General features: G+C 71.7%; 25 protein-coding genes. 9 read left to right on the top strand and 16 right to left on the bottom strand.

What is annotated here, in order from left to right:
• Positions 1-54 precede the first annotated feature (54 nt).
• A complete protein-coding gene (locus ACR3IO_RS09575; RefSeq protein ID WP_434070960.1) occupies positions 55-708 on the top strand; it encodes a TetR/AcrR family transcriptional regulator in 654 nt (217 codons plus the stop codon).
• A 68-nt stretch (positions 709-776) separates the two neighbouring features.
• On the opposite strand, the gene ACR3IO_RS09570 is transcribed toward ACR3IO_RS09575, so the two are convergent.
• Complete coding sequence (locus ACR3IO_RS09570; RefSeq protein ID WP_434071175.1) at positions 777-1,619, bottom strand: VOC family protein; 843 nt, start codon at positions 1,617-1,619, stop codon at positions 777-779.
• 197 nt (positions 1,620-1,816) lie between these two features.
• Here ACR3IO_RS09570 and ACR3IO_RS09565 point away from each other — a divergent pair, with 197 nt between their 5' ends.
• A complete protein-coding gene (locus ACR3IO_RS09565) occupies positions 1,817-2,344 on the top strand; it encodes a DUF1269 domain-containing protein (protein WP_434070959.1) in 528 nt (175 codons plus the stop codon).
• A gap of 85 nt (positions 2,345-2,429) precedes the next feature.
• Here the strand turns inward: ACR3IO_RS09565 and ACR3IO_RS09560 are convergent, their stop codons facing one another.
• Together ACR3IO_RS09560 and purD are read right to left on the bottom strand one after the other, a co-directional pair.
• Entirely contained in the window at positions 2,430-3,377 is a 948-nt protein-coding gene (locus ACR3IO_RS09560; protein ID WP_434070958.1) for a phosphoribosylaminoimidazolesuccinocarboxamide synthase, read from the bottom strand.
• Positions 3,378-3,388: 11 nt separating this feature from the next.
• Positions 3,389-4,696 (bottom strand): phosphoribosylamine--glycine ligase, encoded by a 1,308-nt coding sequence (gene purD / locus ACR3IO_RS09555; protein WP_434070957.1) that lies wholly within the window; start codon positions 4,694-4,696, stop codon positions 3,389-3,391.
• 90 nt (positions 4,697-4,786) lie between these two features.
• Between purD and ACR3IO_RS09550 the strand changes: the two genes are divergently transcribed.
• A complete protein-coding gene (locus ACR3IO_RS09550) occupies positions 4,787-5,197 on the top strand; it encodes a sterol carrier family protein (protein WP_434070956.1) in 411 nt (136 codons plus the stop codon).
• 65 nt (positions 5,198-5,262) lie between these two features.
• On the opposite strand, the gene ACR3IO_RS09545 is transcribed toward ACR3IO_RS09550, so the two are convergent.
• From ACR3IO_RS09545 to ACR3IO_RS09535, 3 genes are read right to left on the bottom strand one after another with little or no spacing between them, the layout of a single operon-like run.
• Complete coding sequence (locus ACR3IO_RS09545) at positions 5,263-6,027, bottom strand: heme ABC transporter ATP-binding protein (protein WP_434070955.1); 765 nt, start codon at positions 6,025-6,027, stop codon at positions 5,263-5,265.
• On the bottom strand, positions 6,024-7,124 hold the full coding sequence (locus tag ACR3IO_RS09540) for a FecCD family ABC transporter permease (RefSeq protein WP_434070954.1): 1,101 nt from the start codon (positions 7,122-7,124) through the stop codon (positions 6,024-6,026). Before ACR3IO_RS09540 ends, ACR3IO_RS09545 begins: the two co-directional genes overlap by 4 nt.
• Positions 7,121-8,275: a heme/hemin ABC transporter substrate-binding protein gene (locus ACR3IO_RS09535; protein WP_434070953.1), complete on the bottom strand. Its 1,155-nt coding sequence runs from the start codon at positions 8,273-8,275 to the stop codon at positions 7,121-7,123. The genes ACR3IO_RS09540 and ACR3IO_RS09535 overlap by 4 nt, the downstream gene beginning before the upstream one ends.
• A 152-nt stretch (positions 8,276-8,427) precedes the next feature.
• Here ACR3IO_RS09535 and ACR3IO_RS09530 point away from each other — a divergent pair, with 152 nt between their 5' ends.
• Positions 8,428-13,248, top strand: coding sequence for an HtaA domain-containing protein (locus ACR3IO_RS09530; protein WP_434070952.1), 4,821 nt, complete (start codon positions 8,428-8,430; stop codon positions 13,246-13,248).
• A gap of 115 nt (positions 13,249-13,363) precedes the next feature.
• Complete coding sequence (locus ACR3IO_RS09525) at positions 13,364-13,774, top strand: potassium transporter Trk (RefSeq protein ID WP_434070951.1); 411 nt, start codon at positions 13,364-13,366, stop codon at positions 13,772-13,774.
• A gap of 97 nt (positions 13,775-13,871) precedes the next feature.
• Here ACR3IO_RS09525 and purF read toward each other — a convergent pair whose 3' ends face one another.
• Both purF and ACR3IO_RS09515 read right to left on the bottom strand, forming a co-directional pair.
• On the bottom strand, positions 13,872-15,329 hold the full coding sequence (purF, locus tag ACR3IO_RS09520; protein WP_434070950.1) for an amidophosphoribosyltransferase: 1,458 nt from the start codon (positions 15,327-15,329) through the stop codon (positions 13,872-13,874).
• 117 nt (positions 15,330-15,446) lie between these two features.
• On the bottom strand, positions 15,447-15,932 hold the full coding sequence (locus ACR3IO_RS09515; protein WP_434070949.1) for a carboxymuconolactone decarboxylase family protein: 486 nt from the start codon (positions 15,930-15,932) through the stop codon (positions 15,447-15,449).
• Positions 15,933-15,979: 47 nt separating this feature from the next.
• On the opposite strand from ACR3IO_RS09515, the gene ACR3IO_RS09510 reads away from it, so the two are divergent.
• Positions 15,980-17,380: a PLP-dependent aminotransferase family protein gene (locus ACR3IO_RS09510; RefSeq protein WP_434070948.1), complete on the top strand. Its 1,401-nt coding sequence runs from the start codon at positions 15,980-15,982 to the stop codon at positions 17,378-17,380.
• Between the two features lie 16 nt (positions 17,381-17,396).
• On the opposite strand, the gene ACR3IO_RS09505 is transcribed toward ACR3IO_RS09510, so the two are convergent.
• Both ACR3IO_RS09505 and ACR3IO_RS09500 read right to left on the bottom strand, forming a co-directional pair.
• Positions 17,397-17,831 carry a PaaI family thioesterase gene (locus tag ACR3IO_RS09505; protein WP_434070947.1) on the bottom strand — a complete coding sequence of 145 codons (435 nt, stop codon included), beginning with the start codon at positions 17,829-17,831 and terminating at the stop codon, positions 17,397-17,399.
• Positions 17,832-17,916: 85 nt separating this feature from the next.
• Positions 17,917-18,528, bottom strand: coding sequence for a zinc-binding alcohol dehydrogenase (locus tag ACR3IO_RS09500; protein WP_434070946.1), 612 nt, complete (start codon positions 18,526-18,528; stop codon positions 17,917-17,919).
• 90 nt (positions 18,529-18,618) lie between these two features.
• Here ACR3IO_RS09500 and purM point away from each other — a divergent pair, with 90 nt between their 5' ends.
• The gene (gene purM / locus ACR3IO_RS09495) at positions 18,619-19,725 is read left to right on the top strand and encodes a phosphoribosylformylglycinamidine cyclo-ligase (protein WP_434070945.1); all 1,107 of its coding nucleotides are present in this window, start codon (positions 18,619-18,621) and stop codon (positions 19,723-19,725) included.
• A gap of 13 nt (positions 19,726-19,738) precedes the next feature.
• On the top strand, positions 19,739-20,551 hold the full coding sequence (locus ACR3IO_RS09490) for an LLM class flavin-dependent oxidoreductase (protein ID WP_434070944.1): 813 nt from the start codon (positions 19,739-19,741) through the stop codon (positions 20,549-20,551).
• A gap of 129 nt (positions 20,552-20,680) precedes the next feature.
• On the opposite strand, the gene ACR3IO_RS09485 is transcribed toward ACR3IO_RS09490, so the two are convergent.
• Positions 20,681-20,899 carry a DUF3073 domain-containing protein gene (locus ACR3IO_RS09485; RefSeq protein WP_434070943.1) on the bottom strand — a complete coding sequence of 73 codons (219 nt, stop codon included), beginning with the start codon at positions 20,897-20,899 and terminating at the stop codon, positions 20,681-20,683.
• Positions 20,900-20,910: 11 nt separating this feature from the next.
• On the bottom strand, positions 20,911-21,048 hold the full coding sequence (locus ACR3IO_RS09480; RefSeq protein ID WP_434070942.1) for a hypothetical protein: 138 nt from the start codon (positions 21,046-21,048) through the stop codon (positions 20,911-20,913).
• Positions 21,049-21,081: 33 nt separating this feature from the next.
• Here ACR3IO_RS09480 and ACR3IO_RS09475 point away from each other — a divergent pair, with 33 nt between their 5' ends.
• The gene (locus tag ACR3IO_RS09475) at positions 21,082-22,260 is read left to right on the top strand and encodes an NAD(P)-binding domain-containing protein (RefSeq protein ID WP_434070941.1); all 1,179 of its coding nucleotides are present in this window, start codon (positions 21,082-21,084) and stop codon (positions 22,258-22,260) included.
• Positions 22,261-22,379: 119 nt separating this feature from the next.
• Here the strand turns inward: ACR3IO_RS09475 and ACR3IO_RS09470 are convergent, their stop codons facing one another.
• From ACR3IO_RS09470 to ACR3IO_RS09455, 4 genes are all read right to left on the bottom strand, one after another.
• Complete coding sequence (locus ACR3IO_RS09470) at positions 22,380-24,428, bottom strand: APC family permease (RefSeq protein WP_434071174.1); 2,049 nt, start codon at positions 24,426-24,428, stop codon at positions 22,380-22,382.
• Between the two features lie 91 nt (positions 24,429-24,519).
• Positions 24,520-24,900 (bottom strand): fluoride efflux transporter CrcB, encoded by a 381-nt coding sequence (gene crcB / locus ACR3IO_RS09465; RefSeq protein ID WP_434070940.1) that lies wholly within the window; start codon positions 24,898-24,900, stop codon positions 24,520-24,522.
• On the bottom strand, positions 24,897-25,316 hold the full coding sequence (locus tag ACR3IO_RS09460) for a fluoride efflux transporter FluC (protein WP_434070939.1): 420 nt from the start codon (positions 25,314-25,316) through the stop codon (positions 24,897-24,899). Before ACR3IO_RS09460 ends, crcB begins: the two co-directional genes overlap by 4 nt.
• A 9-nt stretch (positions 25,317-25,325) precedes the next feature.
• Positions 25,326-25,838: a GNAT family N-acetyltransferase gene (locus ACR3IO_RS09455; RefSeq protein WP_434070938.1), complete on the bottom strand. Its 513-nt coding sequence runs from the start codon at positions 25,836-25,838 to the stop codon at positions 25,326-25,328.
• Positions 25,839-25,878: the final 40 nt, after the last annotated feature.

Below are 25,878 nucleotides of genomic sequence, written 5' to 3'. Positions count from 1 at the left end.
AAACGGAGGCGACCCTCCGAATCATATCGGATTCGCGGCGTACAGTTGAATCCCGTGACCCAGAGCGCATCGCAGCGTCGCGACGCGCGACGCAACCACGAACGGCTCCTCGCCGAGGCGAGGGCGCTCTTCACGGAGCGCGGCATCGAGGCGCCGCTCGACGAACTGGCCACGCGTGCCGGCGTGGGCGCGGGCACCGTCTACCGGCACTTCGCGAACCGCGACGCGCTCATCCGGGAGCTCTACGACACGGGCGTCGCCGAGTTGGCCGACCACGCCGCCGAGATCCTCGGCGCCGAGACGGGCTGGCGCTCGATCGAGCTCTACCTCGACCGCCTCGCCGGGTGGGTCGCCGCGTCGCCGTTCCTGCCGGCCATCATGCGTCGCGTCGCCGAACTCGATCCGTCGTACCGCCCCGGGGCGGAGTTCGCCGACGCGATCAACGGCATGGTCGCCCGCGCCCAGGCCGAGGGCAGTCTCCGACCCGACGTGACCTCCGTCGACCTCAGCGTGCTCGTCGACATGCTCGGCAGCATCGGGCAGTACGGGAGCGCGTACCTGCCGTTCTGGCGCAGGCAACTGACGATCGTGCTCGACGGACTGCGCGCACGGCCCGACAACACGCCGATCGAGGGCGAGGCGCAGGGGTTCGACGAGTTCCACGACATGTCGCACGCGAAGGGGCCGACCCGCCTGCGGCCCGAGTAGGCGCCCCGGCGCCGCGCAGGAGTCCGCCGGTCGAGTCGGCGCCCCGGCGCCGTATCGAGACCCGTGTCTCAGGCGCTCGCGCGCACCTCGACGAGATTCGCCCACGGGTCGTCGAACGACAGGCTGCGGCCGTCGTCGCGGGTCGGCACCGCGAAGTGCGCCATGCGCTCGCCCAGCTCGCCGAGGTCGTCGGCGGTCGGCACGAGGATCTCGACCTTGCCGAGTCCGAGCGCGAGCCCGCGACGGCCCGCGCCTCGGCTCGCCCACGTGTTCATCGCCATGTGATGGTGGTAGCCGCCCGCCGAGACGAAGAGCGCCTGGTCGCCCATGGCGGCCGTGGTCTCGAAGCCGAGTCGGTCGACGTAGAACTCGCGTGCGCTCGCCACGTCTCCCACCGACAGGTGCACGTGCCCGACGACGGCGTCGCCGAGGCCGGTGCCGGCGGCCGCGGCATCCGCCCCGGCCTGGCCGAGGTGCTCGCGGAGGTAGCCGTTGGGGTCGAGGAAGATGGTCGCCATCTCGATGGTGCCGTGCGTCCAGCTCCACTGCGAGCGGTCGCGGTCGAAGTAGAGTTCGACGCCGTTGCCCTCGGGGTCGGTGAAGTAGAAGGCCTCGCTCACGAGGTGGTCGGCGCTGCCGGTGAAGCTGCCCGGATGCCGCGAGGCGACCGAGTAGATCGCGGTCGCGAGCGCCTCGCGCGTGTCGAACAGGATGGCCGTGTGGTAGAGCCCGGCATCGCGCGGCGAGGCGTGCTTCAGCTCGGGGGAGTGCTGGAGGATCACGATGGGGGTCGTGCCCCGGCCGAGTACGGCCACCGGGCCGTCGTGGCTCAGCAGCTCGAGCGTCACCGCATCGCGGTAGTAGCGGATCATGCCGTCGAGGTCGCCGACGCGCAGGGTCACGGCGCCCATGCCGGTGTCGGCCGCGAGCAGTCCCGAGCCCTGAGGCGTTCCATTGGTTGTAAGCACAACTAATGATAACCCGGCGTTCGCGACGCGTATTCCGACCGGCCGTGACACGGCCCTTGGCAGCACCGTGCCGCATCCCTATGGTTGAGTCATCACCAGCTCCCAGGGGCAGCGGGGGGCACATGTCGAGGGGAACACACATGGGAATGGACAATCTGGCGCTGTACGTCGCGACGTACGACGAGGCCGCCACCGCCACCGACGAGTACCGGTCGCTCAAGGAGGCCGCAGCGTCGGACGACCTCGAGATCGTGTCGTCGGTCGTGCTGCGTCGCGGAGACGACGGCCGGGTCACGGTCGACGAGCACGGAACCGGGCAAGTCGCCGCCGGCGCGTGGATCGGCGGTGCCGCAGGCCTCGTCGTCGGGCTGTTCTCGCCGCCGCTGCTCGCAGCCACGGCCATCGGAGCCGGCGTCGGTGCCATCTCCGGCAAGCTCGCGAAGAAGCACGACGAGAAGAAGGTGGGCCTCGAGCTCGAGGAGTACCTGCCGAAGGGCACGTCCGCCATCGTCGCGGTCATCGACGACAAGTACCTCGACCGCATCGACGCGGCCCTGGGCAAGGCCGTCAAGAAGGTCAACAAGGCCATCGATCGCGAGGACTACGAGGCCCTCGAGAAGGCCATCGACGAGGGCGGCGACAAGATCGCCAAGGCCATCGCCTCGTAACGGAGCGGATGCAACGACGGCCGGCGCTCGCGCGCCGGCCGTCGTGCGTCTCCGGTGAGGTCGCCGCTGGTCGCGGCGGTGCGCGTCAGGCGCCGGTGGTCAGCCGATCGAGCAGCTCGCGGTACTTCGCCGCGGTCTGCTCCACGATCTCGTGCGGCAGCGTCGGCGGCGTCTCCGAGGCGGACCGGTCCCAGTTCGCCGCGAGCCAGTCGCGCACGATCTGCTTGTCGAAGCTCGCCATGCGCAACTCGGGCGTCGCCGCGCTCGCGTAGGTCGCGGCATCCCAGTACCGGCTCGAATCGCTCGTCAGCACCTCGTCGGCCAGGGTCACGATGCCGGTGGCGCGGTCGGCGCCGAACTCGAACTTCGTGTCGGCGAGCACGAGCCCGCGCGTCTCGGCGAGCACCGACGCCCGCGTGAAGATCTCGAGCGAGAGCTCCCGAAGCTGTGCGGCGACGGTCTCGCCGACGATCTCGACCGTGCGCTCGTACGAGATGTTCTCGTCGTGCTCGCCCAGCGGGGCCTTCCACGCGGGCGTGAAGATGGGCTCGGGCAGGCGGTCGCCGTTCGAGAGGCCCTCGGGCAGCGGGATGCCGCCGATGGCGCCCGTCGCCTGGTACTCCTTCCAGCCGCCGCCCGTGATGAATCCGCGCACGACGCATTCGATGGGGAACATGTCGAGGGTGCGGCAGAGCGTCGCGCGATCGGCGAGCTCGGCCGGGATCCCGGGCAGGTCGAGCGCCTCGAGGCGGTCGTCCTCGGCGTAGGCGAGGTGATTGGGCACCTCGGGGAGCTGGTCGAACCACCAGCGGGTGAGCTCGGTGAGCATCGCACCCTTGCCGGGGATCGCCGGCTCGAGCACCTCGTCGAACGCGCTCACACGGTCGCTCGCGACCACGAGCACGACGGGGGACAGCCGCAGCGGGTCGCCGGTCCACGAGTCGTCGTCGTCGAGCAGCGAGCTCGGCACGTACAGGTCGCGCACCTTGCCGGAGTAGACGTGGGTCCAGCCGGCGTATTCGCGATCGCTCATGGGGTGCTCACTCACTCCGCGACGCGCGCGGCGATGTCGGTGCGGTACTGGCCGCCGTCGAGGCGGAGGTGGCCGAGCGCCTCGTAGGCGCGACGGCGGGCATCGCCGAAATCGTCGCCGACGGCGACGACGTTCAGCACGCGGCCGCCCGTCGCGATGAGCGGCGAGGCCCCGTCGACCGCGGCGCCGACGGCGGTCGCCGCGTGCGCGATGTGCACGCCGGGCACGGATGCCGCGGCGTCGAGTCCCTCGATGACCCGGCCGGTCTCGGGCGCCTCGGGATACCCCTCGCTCGCGAGCACGACCGTGACCGCGGCATCCGGGCGGAAGACGGGCCGGGGCAGCTCGCCGAGGCCGCCGCTCGCCGCCGCGAGGAGCAGGCCCGACAGCGGGGTCTCGAGTCGCGGCAGCACGACCTGCGTCTCGGGGTCGCCGAAACGGGCGTTGAACTCGATCACGCGGATGCCGCGCGTCGTGAGGATGAGCCCGGCGTAGAGCAGGCCGATGAACGGCGTCTGCTCGTCGGCGAGCTGCTTCACGGTGGGCAGCGCGATGGTCTCGATGACCTCGTCGACGAACGCTTGCTCGCTGCCGAAGTCGGCGTCGAGCCACGGCAGCGGCGAGTACGCGCCCATGCCGCCCGTGTTCGGGCCCTGGTCGCCGTCGCGCAGCCGCTTGTAGTCCTGCGCGGGCGAGAGCGGCAGCACGTTCGTGCCGTCGGCGAGCAGGAACAGCGAGACCTCCTGGCCGTCGAGGAACTCCTCGACGAGCACGGGCCCCTGCTGCAGGTAGTGGGTGGCGTGCGCCAGTGCCGCGTCGCGGTCTTCGGTGACGAGCACGCCCTTGCCCGCCGCGAGGCCGTCGGCCTTCACCACGTAGGGGGCGCCGTACTCGTCGAGCGAGGCCTCGACGTCGGCGAGGGTCTCGGCCAGCCGTGCGCGACCGGTCGGCACGTTCGCGGCCTCCATGATGCGCTTCGCGAAGGTCTTCGAGCCCTCGAGGGCGGCGGCCGCCTTGCCGGGGCCGAACACGGGCACGCCGCGCCGGCGCAGGGCGTCGGCGACGCCCGCGACGAGCGGCGCCTCGGGGCCGACCACCACGAGGTCGATTGCGTTGTCGAGCGCGTACGCGGTGACGACGGAGGGGTCCGTCGGGTCGAGCGCGATCGTCGTGACGCTGCCGCGGGCCGACGACGTCGAGGATGCCGCGATGCCGGCATTGCCCGGTGCGGCGATGATCTCGTGTCCGGCCTCCTCGTCGAGGAGCGCGAGGATGATGGCGTGCTCGCGCGCGCCCGAGCCGAGGATGAGGATTCTCACCGGTTCAGGCTACCCGATCGCCGCTCCGCCGCCCGGGCCGCGAACGCCCGTGCGGCCCCGCATGACGGCGGTCTGCGCGAGGATGGACGCATGGCGAGAGCGAGGATCGGCGACGACGAGGGCCGCGCGGCGGTGGCCGCCTGGCGGGCGGCATCCGCCGAGGGTGCGAACGGGGCCGCCGGCGCCGGGGCATCCGCCCCGCCCGCGGTCGACCGCACGACGCTCGCGCTCGCCGTCCGGTACTCGCTGCAACTGCTCGCCGAACGCGCGCCGGGCGGCACCGTCGAGGTGCGCGTGCCCCCGTTCGCCGCGGTGCAGTGCGTCGAGGGCCCCAAGCACACGCGCGGCACCCCGCCCAACGTCATCGAGACCGACGCCGCGACCTGGCTCGCGCTCGCGACCGGCGGGCTCGCCTGGGCCGAGGCACGCTCCGCGGGGCGCGTGCACGCGTCGGGGCAGCGCGCCGACCTCGAGGGGCTGCTGCCGGTGCTCCGGAGCTGAGGCGTCCGGTCCGCGACGAGGCCGACTGGTTCCCGCCGACCTCGCCGACCTCGCCGACCGCGAGGTCAGCGCACCGGCAACACCAGCGGAACACCCGAGCGCGGATGTTCGATCACCTCGACGGCCTGTCCGTAGACGTCCTCGATGCGCTCGGCGGTCAGCACCTCCGCGGGCGAACCGTGCGCCGCCACGCGCCCGCGCTGCAGCAACGTGATCTCGTCGCTGTACGCGGCGGCGAGGTTCAGGTCGTGCAGCACGACCACCACGGCATCGCCGTCGGCCGCCTGCGCGCGAGCGAGCCGCAGCACGTCCTCCTGGTGCCGCAGGTCGAGTGCGGCCGTCGGCTCGTCGAGCAGCAGCACGGGCGCGCGCTGGGCGAGCACGCGGGCCAGCGCGACGCGCGCCTTCTCGCCGCCCGACAGGTGGGCGACCGGGCGATCGGCGAGGTGCGCGACATCCGTCACCGCCATCGCGCGCGCGATCTCGCGCTCGTCGTCGTCCTCGGCGGGCGTGCGAGCCCACGGGTGCCGGCCCATCTCGACGATCTCGCGGGAGCGGAACGCGAATGTCACGCCGTGCTCCTGCGTGAGCACGGCTCGCTCGCGGGCGAGCTCGCGGAGCGGCCACTCGTCGAGCCGCCGGCCGCGCAGGAGGACACGACCCGCGTCGGGTGCGCGGTCGCCCGCGAGCACGCCGAGCAGCGTGGACTTGCCCGCGCCGTTGGGGCCGATGAGCGAGTGCACGCGTCCGGGCGCGGCGGTGAACGAGACATCCGCCAGCAGGTCGGCGCGGTCGATCGAGACCGAGACGTGCTCGGCGACGAGGCTCATCGCCAGCCTCCTGCGCTCCGGCGCTGACGTCGGAGCAGCCAGAAGAAGAACGGCCCGCCGACGAGCGAGGTCAGCATGCCGATCGGCAGGTCGGCCATCGGCACGGCCGTGCGCGCGACGAGGTCGGCCACGAGCAGCAGCACGGCGCCGCCGAGTGCGCTGGCCGCGATGAGGCCCCGATGCGACGGCCCGATCACCATGCGCATGAGGTGCGGCACGATCAGGCCGACGAAGCTGATGATGCCCGCGAACGCGACGGCCGCGCAGGTCAGCAGGGCGACGACGACGATCGAGACGATGCGCACCCGTTCCACGTGGACGCCGAGGTGGCGTGCGCCGCGCTCGCCGAGGGAGAAGAGGTCGAGCTGCCGGGCCAGCCCGAACGCCACCACGAGCGACACGATGACGAGCGGGGCGATCACGGCGATCTCCTGCCAGCGCGAGCCGTTCAGCGACCCGAGCTGCCAGAACACGATCTCCTCGCGGCTGGCCGTGTCGCCGAGGAAGGTGAGCAGGGCGAGGCCGCCGGCGGCGAAGGCGTTCACCGCGATGCCCGTGAGCACGAGGGTCACGACCTCGGTGCGTCCGCCCGACCGGCTGGCGAGGTAGACGATCATCGTGGTCGCGAGCCCGGCGACGAAGGAGACGCCCGCCGTGACCCAGTCGCTCGTCGCCGTGAGGCCGAACACGATCGTGACGGCGGCGCCGAGCGCGGCGCCCGACGAGACGCCGACGACGCCGGGTTCGGCGAGCGGGTTGGCGAAGACGGCCTGCATCATGGTGCCCGCGACCGCGAGTGCCGCCCCGATGAGGATCGCGGCGACGATGCGCGGGAAGCGGATGGTCCAGAGGGCGGAATCGACGTGCGGCGCCGCGGCCGGTGCGTCGCTCAGCCCGAGTCCGCGCAGCAGGCTGTTCCACACCTCGCCCGGCGCGATCTGCAGTTGGCCCATGCCCGCGGAGACGAGCGCGAATCCGACGAGGGCGACCGAGAGCGCGGCGAAGAGGATGGCGCGACGTCGCTTCGACTGGTGGGCCTCGACGGGTGGTGCGGATGCCGCGACGACCGCCGGGGCGTCGGCGTCGAGTCGCGTCATCCGTCGGTCCCGGTCTTCGCGTCGTCGGCGGGCGTCTCGAGGGTCCCGGGTGCGTAGACGGCGCGGGCGAGCGCGTCGACGACGACGGGCGTGCGGGGGCCGAATCCGAGGATCTCCGTATCGGCCATGTCGATGATGCGCCGGTGCTCGCCCGCGGGCGTCGCGGCGAGTGCGGGAAGCCGCTCGAGCAGGCCGTCGACGCCGCCGGCCGAGGCGAGCCCCTCGGTCATGACGAGCACGACGTCGGGTGCGGCCTGGACGAGCGCCTCGGCGGTGACGGGCCGCATGCCCTCCCAGCCGATCTCGCCGGCGACGTCGACGCCGCCCACGGCCTCGATGAGCGAGTCCGCTCCGGACTCCTCGCCGAACAGGTAGTAGACGTTCGCGCTGCCGCGCACGTAGAGGAAGATCATGCGAGGGCGGTCGGCCGGGTCTGTCGGGATCGCCGCGTCGATCGCGGTGGTGACCCGGTCGAGATCGGTGCCGATGGCGTCCTTCAGGAGTTCGGCGCGCTCCGTGACGCCGAGTGCCGCGGCGACCTGGTCGACGAGCTCGCCGACGTTCTCGACGCTGCGTTCCTTCGTGACGATCACCACGGGGACGCCGGCGTCGCGCAACTGGGCAAGGGCATCGCGCGGGCCGAGTGTCGTGTCGGTGATCACTACGGTCGGGTCGAGCGCGAGCACGGCCTCGGCGGAGAGCGTGTGGCCCTCCTGCGTGACCTCGGGGAGGTCGGCGGCCTCGGCGAACCCGGTGGAGGAGTCGCGCCCCACGACCTGGTCGCCGAGCCCGAGGCTGAACACCGTGGCGGCGATGGTGCCGGTGATGTCGAGGGGCAGGATCCGCTCGGTCGAGTCGACGGTCACCTCGACGCCGTCGACGCCCGTCACCGTGAGGGGAACCGCGGATGCCTCGTCCGACGCGACGATCGGCAGGCTCGTGTCGGCGAGGCAGGCGGTCGAGGGGCCGTCGATCGCACGAGCGTCGTCGGCGAGGGCGAGTCGGTCGAACGCGGTCTCCGAGCCCGGGCACTGCACTTCGGCGCCGGTCGAGGTCTCCGCGGCGCTCGAGGTCGCGCAGCCGGTGAGCGCGAGCGCGAGCAGTGCTGCGACCGCCGTCGAGATGGCGCGCGCGATTGGTCTGGTGGTCATATTGAGGTTAGCCTTACCTCACCTTGCGCGGTGAGTCTTCGATCGCTTATGTTAGCTGAGCCTAACCTAACTTGGCATTCCCCCTCACCCGCTGCTTCGCCACGGAACCCCGCGTTCCGTCGCGCTCGCGCGCCGACCCGGAGGTCCGCGTCTTGACGTCGTCACTGCCCACAGCCCAACCCCCTGAGACGACGAAGGGCGGTCGAGCGCGGCGACGACGCTGGCTCGCGACCGTCCTCGCCGGAGCGCTCGCGCTCGGCGGGTCGATCACGGCGACGGCCCCGGCATTCGCCGACGGCACTCCGACGGTGACCGTGACCGAGGCGCCCCGCGAGGGCGGCAGCGTCACGATCGCGGGCACCGGGTTCAGGGCCGACGCCACCGGCGTCTACGTGGGCATCGGCTCGGCGGGGGCCACGGGCTTCTACGCCGCCGGCATCGGCGAGTCGGGCACCGTCTGGGTCGCGACCGGCCTCGAGCCGACCGCGACCCGCGCACCGATGTCCGCCGACGGCTCGTTCTCGCTCGAGCTCGCGGCGCCCGCGGTGGGCGACGCCGAGCTCGCGGTGTTCACGTCACGCGCCCATGGCGGCGGACTGATGGGCGATCTCTCCCAGGACACGAAGACCACGCTGGCCTACGCGGCTGCCCCGGAGGAGCCGGGCACGGAAGAGCCGGGCACGGAGGAGCCGGGCACGGAGGAGCCGGGCACGGAAGAGCCGGGCACGGAAGAGCCGGGCACTGAAGAACCGGGCACGGAGGAGCCCGGTACCGAGGAGCCCGGTACGGAAGAGCCGGGCACGGAGGAGCCGGGCACGGAGGAGCCGGGCACGGAGGAGCCGGGCACGGAGGAGCCGGGCACGGAGGAGCCGGCGACGGAAGAGCCGGCGACGGAAGAGCCGACCGTCGTCGTCTCGAAGACGACGGGCCTCGACCCGCACGGCGAGACGGTCACGATCACCGGTTCGGGCTTCGTGCCGAACGGTTCGGCCACGACCGGCGCGCGTCCGCCGCTCGCCGGCAAGTTCACGGGCGCGTACGTCGCGTTCGGCGCGTTCGCCGACGACTGGGCGCCGAGCACCGGCGCCGCGGCATCCACCCGGCCGACGGCCGACGTGAAGTGGGGGGTACACGAGGGTGATCTCGCGACGATCGGCGGCACGGCCAGGGGTGGCATCGTGATCGCCGAGGACGGCACCTTCGAAACCACCCTGACCGTCTCCTACGGCTACACCGGGGCGCTCGCCGAGGGCAACTACGGCATCTACACCTACCCGGGCGGCGGTGCGAAGAACGCCGAGTTCGAGAGCTTCACGCCGATCGGCTTCAAGCCCGGCGTCGTCGTCTCCGAGACCGAGGGGCTCGACCCGTTCGGCGACACCGTCACCGTCAAGGGCGTCGGCTTCACGCAGAGCGCCGAGACGACCGCAGCCCGCCCGCCGCTCGCCGGCCGGTTCGGCGGCGCCTACGTCGCGTTCGGTGCGTTCGCCGACAGCTGGTCGCCGAGCACCGGCGCTGCAGCCGGGACGCGGCCGACCGGCGACGTGAAGTGGGGCGTGCACGAGGCAGACCTGGGGGCGATCGGCGGGTCGGCCAACGGCGGCATCGTCATCGCCGAGGACGGCACCTTCGAGACCGAGCTCCGCGTGAGCGCGGACTACGAGAAGCTCGTCGTCGACGGCGACTACGGCATCTACACCTACGCCGGCGGCGGTGCGAAGTCCGCGTCCTTCGAGACCGAGACCGCGATCTCCTTCGCCCCGAAGGTCACCGTCTCCAAGACGAGCGGACTCGACCCATCAGGCGACACCGTGACCGTGCGCGGCGCGGGCTTCCTTCCGGCCGGTGCGGCCACGACCGGCACCCGTCCGCCGCTGGCGGGCACGTTCTCGGGCGCCTACGTGGTGTTCGGATCGTTCGCCGACGGCTGGCAGCCGAGCGCGGGCGGCGCGGCCGCCCTCCGCAAGGTCGACGCCCAGAAGTGGGCCGTGCACGCGAGCGAGCTCGCGACGATCGGCGGCGCGAACGCCGGCGGCATCGTGATCGGCAAGGGCGGCTCCTTCGAGTCCACCCTCACCGTCCGCGAGTTCGAGGGCGCGCTCGAGAACGGCCGGTACGGCGTCTACACCTACCCGGGCGGCGGCGCGAAGTACGCGCCGTTCGAGACCGCGACGCCCCTCGCCTTCGCCGAGCCCGAGCCGGAGCCCGAGCCCGAACCCGTCATCGACCCGGAGCTCACGGTGACCCCGTCGACCGCCGTCGACTCGACCGTGGCGAACACGTTCACGGTCTCGGGCACGGGCTACGTCGGCGACGGCGCGAAGAACGGCGCCTACGTGCTCATCGGCGAGTCCGGCGTGTGGGACGGCAGGGGTCCGCTGCCGTCGGCCGGGTGGCTCGTGCAGGGCTGGGTGATGCCGCAGCAGATCAGGGACGGCGCGTTCACCGCGACCCTGACCGTGCCGGCCGGCACGCTCGACCCCGCGAAGCGCTACGTCGCGGCGTCCTCCGCCGCGCACGGCCTCTCGGTCACCGATCGCAGCCTCGACGCGTTCGCGCCGATCACGGTCGCGCCGGTGTCCGTGACCTCGCCGAAGCTGACGGTGACCCCGTCGAAGGACATCGACGGCACGGTCTCGAACACCTTCACGATCTCGGGCACGGGCTACGTCGGCACCGGTGCGGCGAGCGGCGTCTACGTGCTCCTCGGCGAGGACGACATCTGGACCGGTGACGGCCCGCTCGTCGCCGACGGGTGGCTCGTCCAGGCCTGGGTCACGCCCATGCAGATCACGGACGGCGCGTTCACCACGACGCTGACCGTGCCTGCCGGCACGTTCGACGCGACCGAGGGCTATGCCGTGGCATCCTCCGCCGCGCACGGCCTCTCGGTCACGGATCGCAGCATGGACGCGTTCGCGCCGATCACCGTGGCGACGGGCACCGTCGATCCCGGGGGACCGGGCGAGCCCGGCACCCCCGTCGACCCGTCGAAGCTGAAGCTCGCCGTCTCGCCGTCGAAGGATCTCGACGGCTCCAAGAGGAACGTGCTCACCGTCACGGGCACGGGCTACACCGGCACGTCCGCCGCACAGGGCGTGTACGTCGTCTTCGGCGATAAGACGGTGTGGGCCGGTGAGGGCCCGCTCCCGGCCGACGGCTGGATCGCGCTCGAGTGGGTGAGCCCCGATCAGATCTCCAAGGGCGCCTTCACCGTGAAGATCACGGTTCCCGCGGGCAAGCTCGACGCGACGCGTTCGTACGTCGTCGCGAGCTCGGCCGCCCACGGCCTCTCGCAGACCGACCGCAGTCTCGACGCCTTCGCCCCGGTCACCGTCGAGACGGGTGCGAAGCCCGAGCAGCCGACGACGCCGACCACCCCGCCGGTGGTCCAGCCCGGTCCCACCACGAACCCCGGCACGGTCGTGTCCGGCGGCTCGCTGAGCTGGGGCGTGTACGACCGCTTCGTCGCGTACATCGGCGGGCCGATCGCCGACGGCAGCATCAGCGTGAGCGGCGCGACCCGTTCGGGCGGCGCGTTCCAGTTCGGCCAGTCGGGCGGCAGCTACGACGCCGGCGCCGGGCGCGGCACCGCCGAGTACGCGGGCTCCGTGAACTTCCGGGGACACGGCGGCGTGCTCGACCTGACCTTCGCCGACCCGGTGCTGCGCGTCGCCTCGTCGCAGTCCGGCGTGCTGAGCGTCGCCGTCAACGGTTCGCGCGTCGACCTCGCGAGCGTCGACCTCGGCGCCGCGGCCACGAGCGTCCAGAACGGGGCGACGCGCTTCGCGAACGCCCCGGTGACCCTGCTCGCGACGGGCGTGTCCGCCTTCAACGGCTTCTACGGCGCGGGCCAGGCGCTCGCTCCGCTGACGGCCGTGATCGGCTCGCCCGCCGCGGCTCCTTCCGGCGACAGCGGCACGGTCGTCACCGCGGCCGCGACGAGGAGCACCGCACGCGACATCCCCGCGACGCCCCCGGCCACCACGGGCATCGTGCTCGACACCGCGACCCTCGCGGCACTGGGCGCGGGTGAGGTCGTCACCGTCACGGCGGGCGGCTTCGAGCCCGGCGAGGAGGATGTCGCCGCCGTCGTGTACTCCACGCCGATCGTGCTCGCCGACGACCTGTCGGCGGATGCCGCGGGCAGCGTGACCTGGACGGGACGCATCCCGGCCTCGCTCGAACCCGGCGTGCACACCCTGACCTTCCAGGGGTCCACGAACGTGGGCGTGCAGTTCACGGTGCCGGCCGACGCCGCAGGCGTCTGCCAAGTCACCGCAGGCGACCTCGACTGGGGATTCAAGGAGTCGTTCCGCAGCTACCTCACGAGCGGGATCGCCAACGGCGACTGGGCGCTCGCGGGGGTCGCCGAGGACGGCGGCGTGTTCGCCTTCACCGGTGCGACCGGCTCGCTCGGCGAGTCGGGCCGCGGCGTCGTCGCCTACCCCGGAACCATCGAGTTCACCGGCCACGACGGCGCGCTCGACACGACGATCGCAAACCCGAAGGTCGAGCTCGACGGCGACGGCGGGGCGGTCCTGCTTCTGGATGTCGCGGGGACCACGCAGGACGGCGAGCCGATCGCCCTGACGTCGGTGCGCTTCGCCGAGCTCGACCTCGCCGACGGCGTCTCGATCGAGGACGGCGTGCTCTCGGGCGAGGCGACCGCCGTGCTCACCGAGGACGGCGCGGCCGCGTTCGGCACGTACCCGGCCGGCGAGGAGCTCGACCCGGTGTCGTTCACCGCGACCGTCTCGGGCGACTGCGTCGGGACCGCGCCCGTCGCGGACTCGTCGACCGAGGCCGAGGGCCCCACGGCCGAGGGCGATTCGGCCGCCGCGGCGACCGAGACGACCCAGTCCGGACCGGTCTGGTGGATCTGGGCGCTCCTCGCATCGCTGCTCGTGATCCTGCTGGCGGTCATCGCGGTCATCGTCATCCGCGCCCGTCGGGTCTCCGACCGGAGCTGATCGACCGACATCGCGGCGGGGCCGCCGATCCTCCACCGGATCGGCGGCCCCGCTGCGTTCCCGCTCCCGCTTCGGAGATGGCCGGACGCTCAGGCTGGTGCGAGACAATGGAGGGGTGAGCGAAGCCCCCAACCCCGCCGAGGCGAACGAGTCCGCCGTCGCACCCGTGCCCGTCGCGGCATCCGAGCCGGTCGTCGAGTCCGTCATCGAGACCGACGTCACGAGCGACACCGTGACCGTGCGGCGGGCGCCCAAGTACGGGCGGTTCATGACCATCGGCGGCGCGCTCGGCGCGGTGGTCGCCCTCGTGCTCACGCTGTCGTTCTCGCCGAACCCGACCCCGCTCCAGCAGGACCTGGGCATCGACAGCGGCCAGGTCTTCGGCTTCATGCTGCTCATCTGCGGGGCGATCGGCGTCGGCATCGGCGCCCTGGTCGCGCTCGCGTTCGACCGTTCGCTGGCCAAGCGCACCGCCTCGGTCACCGTCGAGCACGAGGTCGCGCACCGCGTCGACGAGACGCCGTAGCCCGTCCTGCACATGCCGAAGGGCCGCCCTGCGAACAGGGCGGCCCTTCGTGCGTCGTCGGCGCTGCGGCATCCGGATGCCGCGTGCCGGGCGCGGATCAGCTCAGCTGCGTCTGCTCCACCCAGGAGAGGTACTCCTCGGTGACCGTGCCGGTGACGTAGTCGCCCGTGAAGCACGACAGGTCGAGCGACTCGATGGAGGTGCCCTCGGTGATCGCGGCCTGCAGGTCGGCGACCTCCTGGTAGATCATGTGGTCGGCGCCGAGCTCGGCGGCGATCTCGGGGATCTTTCGTCCGTGGGCGATGAGCTCCTGACGGCTCGGCATGTTGATGCCGTAGACGTGCGGGAAGCGCACGGGGGGTGCCGCCGAGGCGAAGGTCACCTTGTTGGCGCCGGCGTCGCGGGCCATCTGCACGATCTGCTGCGAGGTCGTGCCGCGCACGATCGAGTCGTCGACGATGAGGATGTTCTTGCCCCGGAACTCGGTGCCCATCGCGTTCAGCTTCTGGCGCACCGAGCGCTTGCGCTCCGACTGCCCGGGCATGATGAACGTGCGGCCGACGTAGCGGTTCTTGTAGAAGCCCTCGCGGTACTCGATGCCGAGCTTCTGCGCGACCTGCATGGCCGAGGGGCGCGAAGAGTCGGGGATCGGCATGACCACGTCGGCGTCGCCGAGCGGCATGTGCCGCGCGATCGTGTCGGCGAGCCGGTCGCCCATGCGCAGCCGGGACTCGTAGACCGAGATGCCGTTCATGACCGAGTCGGGGCGGGCGAGGTAGACGTACTCGAACGAGCAGGGCACGAGGCGCGGGTTGCGCGCGCACTGCTTCGAGATCATCTCGCCGTCGAGGGTGATGAAGATCGCCTCGCCGGGCTCGACGTCGCGCACGATCTCGTAGTCGCCGTTCTCGAGCACGAGCGATTCGGATGCCACGATCCACTCGTCTTTGCCGGCCGCGGTGCTGCGGCGGCCGAGGATCAGCGGGCGGATGCCGAACGGGTCGCGGAACGCGAGCAGGCCGTGCCCGGCGATGAGCGCGATGACCGCGTAGGAGCCCTCGACGCGCTCGTGCACCTGCTCGACGGCGGTGAAGACCTGGTCGGGGTCGAGGTCGAACCCGGTGATCTGCCCCTGGAGCTCGGTGGCCAGCACGTTCAGCAGCATCTCGGTGTCGCTCGTGGAGTTCACGTGGCGGCGGTCGATGCGGAAGAGGTCTTCGCTCAGCTCGCGCGTGTTCGTGAGGTTGCCGTTGTGCACGAGGATGATGCCGTAGGGCGCGTTCACGTAGAACGGCTGGGCCTCCTCCTCGCGCTCGGCGGCGCCCTTCGTCGTGTAGCGCACGTGGCCGAGGCCGATGTTGCCCATGAGCGAGCGCATGTCGCGGGTGCGGAACGCCTCGCGCACCTGCCCGCGGGCCTTCGCCATGTGGAACACCGGCCCGTCGGCGGTGGCGATGCCGGTCGAGTCCTGCCCGCGATGCTGCAGGAGGAGCAGGCTGTCGTAGACCTGCTGGTTGACGGGTTCGGTCGAGACGATTCCGACAATGCCGCACATGCGAGCGATGGCTCCTCGAAGGTGGGGGGATGCGTCCGAGCGGACGTTCAATCCTCCCACATGCGCGCGTGTGAGCCGACTGGATGCGGGCTGCTGCTCAGTTGAGCGTCGACCGCGTCAGCCGCGCAGTTTCGCCCGCCATCCGCGCGTCGCGACCGAGATCTCGTTCCAGGCGTTGATCGAGACGAGCAGGGCGAGCAGGGCCGCGAGTTCGTCGTCGCTGAAGTGGGCGGACGCCTCGTTCCAGACGGCGTCGGGAACGTGCGTCTCCGACAGGCGGGTCACCGAGTCGGTGAGCGCGAGGGCGGCGCGTTCGCGCGCGGTGAAGAAGTTGGCCTCGGGCCACACGGCGACGGCGAAGATCCGCTGGTCGGACTCTCCGGCCTCGCGCGCGTCGTGCGAATGCAGGTCGACGCAGTACGCGCAACCGTTGAGCTGCGAGGCGCGCAGCTTCATCAGGTCGCGGAGTCCCTGCTCGATGCCGGCGCGGTCGGCTTCGGCGGATGCCGCGTCGTCGAGTGCGCTGACGGCGCGGGTGAAGGCGGGCGCGACGCCGTCGACGTCGAGGCGGCGGGCGGGGGTGATGGTGGCGGTGGTCGTCATGGAAATCACGCTACGGAGTGCGCCTCCCGCTGGTAACGTCCATTCGCATGGCGGATGACTGGGCCAATTCTGGATTGGACCTGCACGTCCTGCTCGACCCGCGCCGCAAGGTCGGCTCCCTCGAGCAGGCGCTCCGCGCCGTGATCGACGACGGCACGCTCGCCGCCGGCACTCGGCTGCCGGCGAGTCGCGCGCTCGCCGCAGACCTCGGCATCGCCCGCAACAGCGTCGTCGAGGTCTACGAACGGCTGCTCGGCGAAGGGCGCCTCGAGGCGCGGGTCGGGTCGGGCACCTGGGTGCGCGAGCGTCCGGTACCGAGCCGGCTTGCCCGTGTCGACCGGTCGACGCGGTTCGAGCTGGACCTTCGCGGCGGGCTGCCGGATGCCTCCGCGTTCCCGCGTTCGGCCTGGCTGGCCGCCATGCGGCAGGCCCTGGCCGCGGCGTCGAGCACGTCGCTCGGCTACGGCGCGCCCGAGGGGGTCGCGTCACTGCGCACCGCGCTCGCCGAGTACCTCGCTCGTGCTCGAGGCGTGCGCGTGCACGCCGACGACGTGATCGTGACGCACGGGTTCGGCGAACTGCTCGGCCTCGTGGCCCGGGCCATCGCGGCGCGTGGCGGCCGTCGCATCGCGGTCGAGGCCTACGGGCACGGCTCGCACCGCGACGTGCTCGCGGCGGCCGGGCTCGAGCCCGTGCCGCTCGAGGTCGACGTCGACGGGGCCGCGATCGAGCGCCTGCACGATGCCGGCGTCGACGCGGTGCTGTTGACTCCGGCCCACCAGTTCCCCACGGGGGTCCCGCTCTCGTCATCGCGACGTTCCGCGCTCGCGGAGTGGGCAGCCACCACCGGCGGCATCGTGATCGAGGACGACTACGACGGCGAGTTCCGGTTCGACGGGCGGTCGATCGGCGCATTCCAGTCCCTCGCGCCCGACTCCACCGTGTACGGCGGCACCGCCAGCAAGGCCCTCTCGCCGGCGGTCGGCATCGGGTGGGGCGTCCTGCCGCCCTCGCTCCGCGAGGACGTGCTGGCGCAACGGCGCCGCACCGGTGCGGCCACCGACGCGATCACCCAGTCGGCCCTGGCCGTGCTCATCGCCTCGGGCGGGTACGACCGGAGCGTGCGAACGCTGCGCACGAGGTACCGGGCGCGCCGGGAACGGTTCGAGGCGATGCTCGCCGAAGGCGCGCCCGATGCACGCGTGCTCGGCCTCGCCGCCGGCATCCACTGCCTGCTCGAGTTGCCCCACGGCATCGCCGAGGCGGCGGTCGTCGAGGCCGGGGCCGAACGCGGCCTGCGCTTCGACGGACTGGCCGCCTATGCCGCCGACGCGGAGACCGCCTCGAGGCGCCGTCCCACCATGGTCGTCGGCTTCGGCGCACCGCCCGACCTCAGGTTCGAGCAGGCCGTCGCCGCGGTCGTCGCGTCGATCGACGCGGCGCGCTGAGGCGGGCGCTCGGCAGTCAGTACTGCGAGGGGACCGGCAGCACGGCCATCGTGCAGCGCGACACGCACACGAGCTTGCCCGCATCGTCGGTGATGCGGATGTCCCAGACCTGGGTCGTGCGACCGCGGCTGATCGGGCGCGCCTCGCCGCGCACGAAGCCCTCGGCCACAGGGCGCACGTGGTTCGCGTTGATCTCCATGCCGACGCAGTAGTACTTCTCCGCGTCGACCGTGAAGCTCGCGCCCCAGCTCGCCAGGGTCTCGGCCAGCAGCACGGATGCCCCGCCGTGCAGCACGCCGCCGGGCTGGCGGGTGCGGCCGTCCACCGGCATCCGCCCGATCAGCGACTCGTCGGTGACCTCGATCATCTCGATGCCGAGCGCGCGGATCGCGGTGCCCTCGCAACGCGAGTTCGCCCACTCCACCGAGGGCTCGCCGTACCAGATACTCATGCCCTCGAGTCTGGCATGCGGCGCGCTGCCGGCGACCGGCTCGGCTCGACGGCGCGGACCCTGGAGGCCGGACCCGTGCTCCCGGCTAGGCCAGCTCGGCGATGATCGGGTGGATCGCGTCGTCGAACGCCGCGGCATCCGATCGCAGCGAGTCCGTGACCGCGACCGTCTTCTCGCCGATCCACCACACGCCGGTCGTGGCGAGCGGCAGCACCTCGACGTTGAGCTCGAACGAGTGCGCACGGCGGCCGACCTCGCGCTCGTGCTCGGCGATGGTGCCGGCGTAGGCGCGGTAGGAGTCGCCGCGCCTGGCGGCCGACGCCGAGCGATACGAGGACTGCGACCACTCGGCCCAGCCGCGGGCGGCCTCGGCGTGCGGCACGATCGCGACGGCGAGCACCTCGGCGCCCGAGACGGGCAGCGCGACCTCGGTCTCGTACGCGTCGACGAGCTCGAGCGGAACCGGAGACGGATGCGACTCGGGCTCGACGGTCATCGCCCACCAGTCGCGCCACTGCCGTTCGAGCAGGTCCTGCTGGTCGATCGCGAGTCCGGACCCGACCTTGCCGACATCACGGATGCGGGGCAGTTCGACGGGCGATGCGATGCCGAGGACCGCGCGGAGGTACAACGCGAGCAGCACCGGCCGACTCGCGTTCTCTCGGATCACCCACGACGGTGTGCCTCCCGGCTGCATGGCCGAATTCTACGCGCGCAACCGGCTCGCGGCCCGGATGGACGCGCGATCGGGGCGTCGCGCATGCCGCGCGGCGGGTACCCTTGACGGGTGAGCGCGAACTCGTCCTACGCCGCTGCCGGAGTCGACACCGCAGCAGGCGACCTCGCCGTCGAACTCATGAAGGCCTCCGTGGCCGCGACGCACGGTCCGAACGTGCTCGGCGGCGTCGGCGGCTTCGCGGGGCTCTTCGACCTCTCGTTCGCGAAGGAGTACGAGCGTCCACTGCTGGCGACCTCCACCGACGGCGTCGGAACGAAGATCGCGATCGCGCAGGCGCTCGACAAGCACGACACGATCGGTCAAGACCTGGTGGGCATGGTCGTCGACGACATCGTCGTGGTCGGGGCGACGCCGCTCTTCATGACCGACTACATCGCGTGCGGCAAGGTCGTACCCGACCGCATCGCCGCCATCGTCACGGGCATCGCGCGCGCGTGCGCCGAGACGGGCACCGCGCTCGTCGGCGGCGAGACGGCCGAGCACCCCGGCCTCATGGGCGTCGACGACTACGACGTCGCCGGTGCGGCCGTCGGCGTGGTCGAGGCCGACCGCCTGCTCGGCGCCGACCGCGTGCGTCACGGCGACGTCGTGCTCGCCATCGAGTCGAGCGGCCTGCACTCCAACGGCTTCTCGCTCGTGCGCCACATCCTCGCGAACGCCGGCCTGACCTACACCGACTCCGCGGCAGACCTCGCAACCACGTGGGGCGAGGCCCTGCTCGAGCCCACCCGCCTGTACTCGGGCCCCCTCGTGCAACTCCTGGCCGACGAGCGGCTCGGCTCGGCCGTCCACTCGCTCTCGCACGTCACGGGCGGCGGCATCGCCGCGAACCTCGCGCGCGTGCTCCCGCTCGGCTCCTGGGTCGAGGTCGACCGCTCAACGTGGTCGCCCGCGCCCGTGTTCCGCTCGCTGAGCGCCCTCGCCGGGTCGACGCTCGAGAGCTCCGAGGGAACCTGGAACCTCGGCATCGGCTTCTTCGCGGTCGTCTCGGCGGATGCCGCGTCCGACGTGGTCGCGGCGCTCGGCGCCCTCGGGCTGCCCTCGTGGCAGGTCGGCGAGGTCGCGATCGGTGCGCGGGACCTCACCGGGTTCGAGCAGGGTGCCAAGGGCGTCGACGGCGGCGCCGTGCGCCTCGTCGGGTCGTACTCGGCCTGAGCGGGCAGTGCGCATGACCCAGGCGATCTCGATCGGGCTGATGGGCACGACGCCCGTCGACGTCCTGCGCGTGCTCGCGCCGCGCATCGAGCGCCTCGGGTTCGACGCCCTGTGGCTGAACGACGTCCCGAGCGGGGATTCCCTCACCGGGCTGCGCGCGGCCGCCGACGTCACGACGACGCTGCGCCTCGCGTCGGGGGTCATCCCGCTCGACCGCCGGCCCGTCGACACGCTCGACCTCGCCGGGATCCCCGCCGAACGCCTGCGCCTCGGCATCGGCTCCGGGGGCCTGGCCCGCCCGCTCCGACCCGTCCGCGACGCCGTGCGCGCCCTGCGCGAGCGCACCGCGGCCGCGGTCGTCGTGGGCGCCCTCGGGCCTCGCATGCGTCGCCTCGCCGCCGAGGAGGCCGACGGAGTCCTGCTCAACTGGCTCACGCCCGATTCCGCGGGCACGGCGATGCACGAACTCGCCGCCGATGCCGCCGCAGCCGGCCGCGACGAGCCGGGAGCCGTGCGCGGGGTGCTCTACGTGCGCACGATCGTCGAGGAGTCGGCTCGACCCAACCTCGAGGCCGAGTCGGCGAAGTACGCCGCCGTGCCGGCGTATGCGGCGAACTTCGAACGGCTCGGGTTCCGGGCCGTCGACGCCACGATCGACGACGCGTCGGGTCTCGCCGCGTACGCGGACGATCGCGGTGACCGTGGCGCTCCGGCCGACGAGATCGTCCTGCGCGCGATCACGCCGAACGCGCCGCGTGCGTCACTCGACGAGCTCGAGTCGGTCGTCGAACGCACGGCCTCGTGGTTGGCAGCCGGCCGGCCGTGACCCGGCTGCCGCGCAGCTCGCGGCCCGTACGGCGTGCGTGACCCGCGGCATCCGCTGCACGTGAAATCGCTGCGACCTCGAGGGGCGCAGCGGGTCGACGAGCTCGGCGTCGGTGAAACTCGGGTCAGGCTACGCGCGCTCGCGTTGCTCGCGCGGTTCTTCGTCGGCGACGTAGCTGTCGTCTTCGTCGTCGGCGTATTCCGCCCACTTCGAAGCCTCTTCGCTGTAATCGTCATGGTTCGAACTCGTGAGTTCGCGCTCAAGCGCCGTGTAGTCGGTATTCGGGCTGAAGTACTTCAGCTCCCGAGCGACCTTGGTGTGCTTGGCTTTCTGACGGCCGCGCCCCATGCGTGACCCCCTTACGACGTCTGGCCGGATGGAATGATCTTCACCCGGCGCTTCTGGATATGAGTTTTGTCCGGCGGCCAGTTTAGCACCGCGTGCAGGGTGCCGATGCTGTCGTCCACAGGTGTCGGAACCCGCACATCATTGGGCATGCGCACAGCCGAACGTGGTTCGATGGAGGGGTGATGTCGAGCCCCGAACGCGTGAAGATCGTCGTGATCGGCGCAGGTCAGGCCGGCCTCTCCGTCGCGTACTACCTTCGGCGCTTCGAACTCGTCGCCGGCGAGGATTTCGTCATGCTCGACCGTGCGCCAGGCCCCGGGGGAGCATGGCAGCACCGCTGGTCGTCCCTCCGCCTCGGGTCCGCGCATCGCGTCAACGACCTGCCGGGCATGTCCGAGCTCGGGCTGAGCTTCGACACGGCCGACCGGGCGCTTCCCGCGCGCGAGGTGGTCGCCGACTACTACGGGCGGTTCGAGCAGCACTTCCAGCTCGAGGTCCGCCGGCCGATGGACGTGCGCTCGGTCACCAACGACGGCGCCGACCTGCTCGTGCGCTACGACGACCTCAGCCCGCAGCCCCTTGAAGAGCAGCAGGCCCGGGGCTTCTTCGGTCGCCGCCGCAAGTCGTTCCAGGAGCCCGAGCCGACCACCCCGCGCCACGAGCTCGCGGCCCAGTTCCTCGTGAACGCCACCGGCACCTGGGGTTCGCCGTTCGTGCCCTACTACCCCGGCATGGCCGACTTCGCCGGCCGGCACGTGCACACGTCCGACTTCGCCGACGCCGAGGACTTCCGCGGCAAGAATGTCGTCGTCGTCGGTGGCGGCACGTCGGCGATCGGCTTCATGCTCGAACTCGAGGGCGTGGCGGCCGGTCTCACCTGGGTCTCCCGTCGTCCGATCGACTGGCTCGACCGACAGGAACTCGACCTCGAGGGGGCATCCGCCGCGGTCGCCATGCAAGACGAGGCCGCCCGCTCCGGGCGTGCGCTGCCGTCCATCGTGAGCGGCACCGGCGTGCCGAAGAACCGCCGCATCGCCGCGGGCATCGAGCGCGGACTGCTCGTCGCACGGCCCATGTTCGATCGCATCGCGGCCGACCGCGTGATCTGGGACGGCGACGGCGACACGCCCGCGGGCGAGGTCGCCGCCGACGCGATCATCTGGGCCACCGGCTTCCGCCCCGAACTGCGCCACCTGTCGCCGCTGCGCCTCCGCGAGAAGGCGGGCGGCGTCACGGTCGGCCAGGGCGCGTCGTGGAACGACCCGCGCATCTTCCTCGCGGGCTATGGCCCCCAAGCGTCGACGATCGGGGCCAGCCGGGCCGGACGCATGATCGCGCGCCAGATCATGGCGATGATCTGACCCGATCGCACGGGCACGCCGCAGGCGCGTCGAGGCGAGTCGAGTCGAGTCGAGGCGCCGTGCCTCGCCGTGCGACTCGGCCTACGGCGAGACCGCCGCTGCCTGCACCGGCGCGGCGACTACGGCTTGTTCGACTTCGTCGGGGTGGTCGTGGCCGGGCGGCGCGGCAGCGGTCGCACCGGTTCGCCGCGTCGATCCTGTCCGGGCAGTGGTCGTGAGCGACGGCCGTAGATCATGTCGGACGAGTCGAGCAGCCAGGGCACGAGCGCGACGGTCACGCCGTGCACGAGCATGACCTTCTGGCGGATGCGGCGCGCCTTGTGGTTGTGGAGGATGCCCTCCCACCAGTGGCCGACGATGAACTGCGGCATGTAGACCGTGACGACCTCGGAGCCGTGCTCCTCTCGCCGCGACTTGATGTACTGGATCAGCGGGTAGCTGAGATCCCTGTACGGCGACGACAGGATGCGCAGCTTCACGTGGATGTTCTGCTTCACCCAGTCCTTCTTGAGCTGCTTCGTCGCGTCGTCGTCGATCGAGACGTGCACGGCCTCGATGGAGTTGTGACGGGCGGCGATCGCGTAGTCGAGCGCCTTCAGGGTCGGCTTCTGCATGCGGCCGACGAGCACGATCGCGTGGTCGCCGTTGGAGCCGAACGTGGTCGTCGGGTCGGGCTCGATCTCGCGCTCGACGTCGCGGTAGTAGCGGTTCACGCCCACCATGAGGAAGAACAGGATCGGCATCATCACGAAGACGATCCAGGCGCCGTGCGTGAACTTCGTCACGGTGACGACGATGAGCACGACCGCGGTCATGCCGGCGCCGATCGCATTGATCACGAGCGCCCGCATCATCGCGGACCGGGAGAGGGCGCGATCGTCCTCGGGCGCGCGACGGGCTGCCTGCGACTTCGACACCGGATGCCGCTGCTTCGAGAGCTCGCGCAACCAGTGCCGCACCATGCCGGTCTGGCCGAGCGTGAACGACACGAACACGCCGATGATGTAGAGCTGGATGAGCACGGTGAGGTTCGCCTGGAACACCACGAGGATCACGGTTGCCGCGAGTGCCAGGATGACGACGCCGTTCGAGTAGATCAGGCGGTCGCCGCGCGTCGAGAGCGACTTCGGGGCGTAGCCGTCGCGGGCCAGCACCGAGCCGAGCAGCGGGAAGCCGTTGAACGCCGTGTTGGCCGCGAGCAGCAGCACCAGCGCGGTGGTCGCCTGGATGAGGTAGAAGAACACGCTGGAGTCGCCGAACGTCGCGCCGGCGACTTGGGCCATGAGGCTCTGCTGCGGCTCCGTCGCGCACTCCGCCCAGCCGATGAGATGGCATGGATCCTCGGCGTAGTGCACCTGCGAGATGAGCGCGAGCGCGGTGAGCCCGGCGAACAGGATGATCGCGATGCCGCCCATGAGCACGAGGGTGCGCTGCGCGTTGCGCACCTTGGGGCGGCGGAACGCAGGCACGCCGTTCGCAATGGCCTCGACGCCCGTCAGGGCGGAGCATCCGCTCGCGAAGGAGCGCAGCAGCAGCAGGATCACGCCCGCCTGGGTCAGGGATTCGGCGTCGACCTGGTACTGCGCCGATTCGGCGATCGGAGGGTTGCCGAGCATCGTGCGCGTGAGCCCGACGACGATCATCACGAAGACGCTGCCGATGAAGAGGTACGTCGGCAACGCGAACGCCTTCGACGACTCGCTGACGCCGCGGAGGTTGGCCGCCGCGAGGATGATGACGAAGACGACCGCGATTTCGACGCGGAACGGGTCGAGCTCGGGGATCGCCGAGATGATGTTGTCCACGCCCGACGCGACCGAGACCACGACGGTCATCACGTAGTCGACGAGCAGGGCGGATGCCACGACGAGGCCGGCCTTCTCGCCGAGGTTGCGGTGGGCGACCTCGTAGTCGCCGCCGCCCGACGGGTAGGCGCGGATCAGCTGGCGGTACGACGCGACCACCGTCACGAGGAGCACCACGACGGCCAGGGCGACCCACGGCGCGAAGCTCAGGAACGCGAGTCCGCCGACCGTCAGGATCATGAGGAGCTCCTGCGGCGCGTACGCCACGGAGCTCAACGGGTCGCTCGCGAAGATCGGGAGCGCGAGGTGCTTCGGAAGGAGCTGCCCCTCGAGCTTCTCGGTCGGCAGCGGGTCGCCGATGATCCAGTGCTTCGGCGATTTCAGTTCTGGTGGCGGTGAACCCGCCTCATCTGTCACGGCGCATGACACTACACCCGCCACGCCCCATGTCAAGTCAGCGCGCGAGCAGGTACGCGATCGTTGCGGTCGCGGCCCCGAGCACGAGCGTGAGGAGCACGTTCAGGATCGCGGCGCGCCATCGGCCGCCGTCGAGCAGCTCGATGGTCTCGACGCTCCACGTGCTGAAGGTCGTGAGGCCGCCGCAGAAGCCCGTGACGAGGATCAGCTGGAGGTCGCCGCCGATCGCCGCACGCTCGGCGAGGCCGATCACGGCGCCCGCGATGCCCGACCCCACGACGTTGACGATGAGGATGCCGCCCGGCAGGTGCCCCGGTCGCACGGGCAGGGCCCGCGACAGGGCGAAACGGATGACCGCACCGGCGGATCCGGCCACGAGCACTGCGATCACCACGATCGGGGCGAGGGTGGCCGTCACAGGGTCTGCCCGGCGTCGGTGACCGTCGTGGGCATCGGTCGGTGGGCGATCAGCGATCCGAGGCGCAGGCCGAGTGCGGCGAGGGCGAGTCCGCCGACCACCGAGACGCCGAGGTAGAGGGCGGCGAGCCACACCTCGCCGGAGGTCGTCAGCAGGGGGAGTGCGGCCATGACGGCCGACATCGTCGTGAACGACCCGAGCACGCCCGCCCCGACGCCTGCCCGCACCCAGGTCGGCATGGTGGGCCGGGTCCAGAGTCCGCCGACGAGCCACCCGAGGAGGAGCGCGCCGATGAGGTTGACGATGAGGGTGCTCCACGGGAACTCGTTCTCGGCGTGCGGCAGCGTGAGATCCCAGGCCAGGCGCAGCCCGGTGCCGACGAGGCCGCCCAGGGCGACGGCGAGGTAGGTGCGCACGGCTCGAGATTACGCCGACGGCGCGGTGAGGTCGTACACCCAGTCGTTCGTATGCAGCACGAGGCCGGGCTTGATCTCGAACTCCAGGGGGCCGAGGAGCGTGTACCCCGCCTTGCGGCAGACCACGTTCGACGCGAGGTTGTCGACGCGCGGGTAGGCGTGCACCGGCCGCAGGTCGCCGCTCGCGCGAGCCAGGTCGAGCATCGCGCGCACGGCGGCGGGGGCGATGCCGCGGCCCCGGTACTCCGCCTCGACCGACCAGCCGGATTCGAAGGCGCGTTCCTCGCCGTGCTCGAGGTCCCAGTAGCCGACCATGCCGACCCCCTCGGGATGGCCCGGGATCACGATGCGGAACTGGAAGCCCGTGCCCTCCTGCCGGATGCGCTGGTACCTGGCGTGGCGCGCGATGACCTGCTCGTCGGTCTCGGGCCCGCCCATCTGGTCCATCAGCTCGGGCGTGTTGGCCCGACGCAGGAGGTCGAGGTCGGCGGCCGACCAGGGCACGAGGGTGACGTCCGTCATCTCCTCATGCAACCACCGGCCGCCGACACCCGGAAAGGGC

It is taken from the genome of Agromyces sp. Marseille-Q5079 (assembly GCF_051016555.1).
Lineage (GTDB): Bacteria > Actinomycetota > Actinomycetes > Actinomycetales > Microbacteriaceae > Agromyces.
Note: the sequence above shows the minus strand (reverse complement) of the source record. Positions and strands in the feature narration are given on the sequence as shown.

Bases quoted from the DNA above. Each gene is read 5' to 3' on its own strand.
- ACR3IO_RS09500 (WP_434070946.1), bottom strand. From the start codon at position 18,528: ATGCAGCCGGGAGGCACACCGTCGTGGGTGATCCGAGAGAACGCGAGT.
- ACR3IO_RS09475 (WP_434070941.1), top strand. From the start codon at position 21,082: ATGTCGAGCCCCGAACGCGTGAAGATCGTCGTGATCGGCGCAGGTCAG.
- ACR3IO_RS09455 (WP_434070938.1), bottom strand. From the start codon at position 25,838: ATGACGGACGTCACCCTCGTGCCCTGGTCGGCCGCCGACCTCGACCTC.
- ACR3IO_RS09490 (WP_434070944.1), top strand. From the start codon at position 19,739: ATGACCCAGGCGATCTCGATCGGGCTGATGGGCACGACGCCCGTCGAC.
- ACR3IO_RS09545 (WP_434070955.1), bottom strand. From the start codon at position 6,027: ATGAGCCTCGTCGCCGAGCACGTCTCGGTCTCGATCGACCGCGCCGAC.
- ACR3IO_RS09560 (WP_434070958.1), bottom strand. From the start codon at position 3,377: ATGAGCGATCGCGAATACGCCGGCTGGACCCACGTCTACTCCGGCAAG.
- ACR3IO_RS09510 (WP_434070948.1), top strand. From the start codon at position 15,980: ATGGCGGATGACTGGGCCAATTCTGGATTGGACCTGCACGTCCTGCTC.
- ACR3IO_RS09565 (WP_434070959.1), top strand. From the start codon at position 1,817: ATGGGAATGGACAATCTGGCGCTGTACGTCGCGACGTACGACGAGGCC.
- ACR3IO_RS09505 (WP_434070947.1), bottom strand. From the start codon at position 17,831: ATGAGTATCTGGTACGGCGAGCCCTCGGTGGAGTGGGCGAACTCGCGT.
- purF (WP_434070950.1), bottom strand. From the start codon at position 15,329: ATGTGCGGCATTGTCGGAATCGTCTCGACCGAACCCGTCAACCAGCAG.
- ACR3IO_RS09515 (WP_434070949.1), bottom strand. From the start codon at position 15,932: ATGACGACCACCGCCACCATCACCCCCGCCCGCCGCCTCGACGTCGAC.
- ACR3IO_RS09480 (WP_434070942.1), bottom strand. From the start codon at position 21,048: ATGCCCAATGATGTGCGGGTTCCGACACCTGTGGACGACAGCATCGGC.
- ACR3IO_RS09550 (WP_434070956.1), top strand. From the start codon at position 4,787: ATGGCGAGAGCGAGGATCGGCGACGACGAGGGCCGCGCGGCGGTGGCC.
- ACR3IO_RS09570 (WP_434071175.1), bottom strand. From the start codon at position 1,619: ATGGGCGCCGTGACCCTGCGCGTCGGCGACCTCGACGGCATGATCCGC.
- ACR3IO_RS09540 (WP_434070954.1), bottom strand. From the start codon at position 7,124: ATGACGCGACTCGACGCCGACGCCCCGGCGGTCGTCGCGGCATCCGCA.
- ACR3IO_RS09485 (WP_434070943.1), bottom strand. From the start codon at position 20,899: ATGGGGCGCGGCCGTCAGAAAGCCAAGCACACCAAGGTCGCTCGGGAG.
- ACR3IO_RS09535 (WP_434070953.1), bottom strand. From the start codon at position 8,275: ATGACCACCAGACCAATCGCGCGCGCCATCTCGACGGCGGTCGCAGCA.